We start from the raw sequence: 1,020 nt of genomic DNA, 5'->3' as shown, positions 1-1,020 counted from the left end.
GCGCTGAAGCGTGGCGATGCCGATGCCATGGTCTGCGGCCTCGAAGGCCGTTTCGAGCGGCATCTGCGCAATGTGACGTTGATCATCGGCCCCCGCGCGGGCATCAAGGATCGGGATCTGTCCACGCTCTCCATGCTGATCTCGCAGCGCGGCATCATCTTTCTCACAGACACCCACGTCTCGGTCGATCCGACGGCCGAGGAAATCGCCGAGATGACGGTGCTGGCGGCGGAGGAGATCCAGCGCTTCGGCATCGAGCCGAAGGCGGCGCTGCTGTCGCATTCGGATTTCGGCTCGCGCGATTCACCCAGCGCGCTGAAGATGCGCCAAGCGGCGGCGATCCTGGCCCGCATCGCGCCGGAATTGCAGTGCGATGGCGAGATGCATGCCGACTCGGCACTGTCGGAGCACCTGCGCCAGCGCGTCTATCCGCATTCGCGGCTGAAGGGCGAAGCCAATCTGCTGGTGTTCCCGAACCTCGATTCGGCCAACATCACGCTGACGGCGCTGCGCACCATGATGGACGCACTGCATGTCGGGCCGATCCTGCTCGGCACCGACAAGCCGGCGCACATCCTGACGCCTTCGGTGACCTCGCGCGGCGTCGTCAACATGACGGCGCTTGCGGTGGTCGAGGCTGCGCACAAAGCGCAGGCGGTCGTCAACCTGGGCTGAGGGCGGATTTGGCGGTAAGCTGCTGTCACGTTTGGCTGCAGACTCACCTGCAACCGGCTGTAGAGTAAAGACAGGTTTAACCGCGGACGCGCTAGCTTGAGCGACGAGCTGGCAATCGGGGTTTCAGGCGAATGAAGGGCGTGGGGTTGAAGCTGACCCACCTTGCGGCGTTGCTCGTGGCGCTGGCGTTGTCCGTCGTCGCCGTGACAGAGCCGCAGGCCGCTTCGCGCATCTGCCGTCAGCTCGAAGATGAACTCACTGCTGCTCGCGGCGATGGCGGCGGACCGAACCTGATCCGCAAATATGACGACGCCGTCGCGCGACAGCGCGAGCAGCTGGCGAAGG

Annotated in this window: 1 protein-coding gene and 1 pseudogene; both read left to right on the top strand. The window is 64.8% G+C overall.

Annotated features, from left to right (window positions below; all coding sequences use genetic code 11):
• Positions 1-675 (top strand): phosphate acyltransferase (locus EN745_RS35155; protein WP_281034809.1); only part of this gene is annotated, 675 nt, incomplete at its 5' end.
• Between the two features lie 131 nt (positions 676-806).
• A pseudogene (locus tag EN745_RS35150) lies at positions 807-1,020 on the top strand (hypothetical protein); the annotation flags it as partial.

Origin of the sequence: Mesorhizobium sp. M4A.F.Ca.ET.022.05.2.1, assembly GCF_003998845.1 — a bacterium.
Classification (GTDB): Bacteria; Pseudomonadota; Alphaproteobacteria; order Rhizobiales; family Rhizobiaceae; genus Mesorhizobium.
The sequence above is the reverse complement of the archived record's forward strand: the minus strand, read 5'-3'. Positions and strand labels throughout refer to the sequence as shown.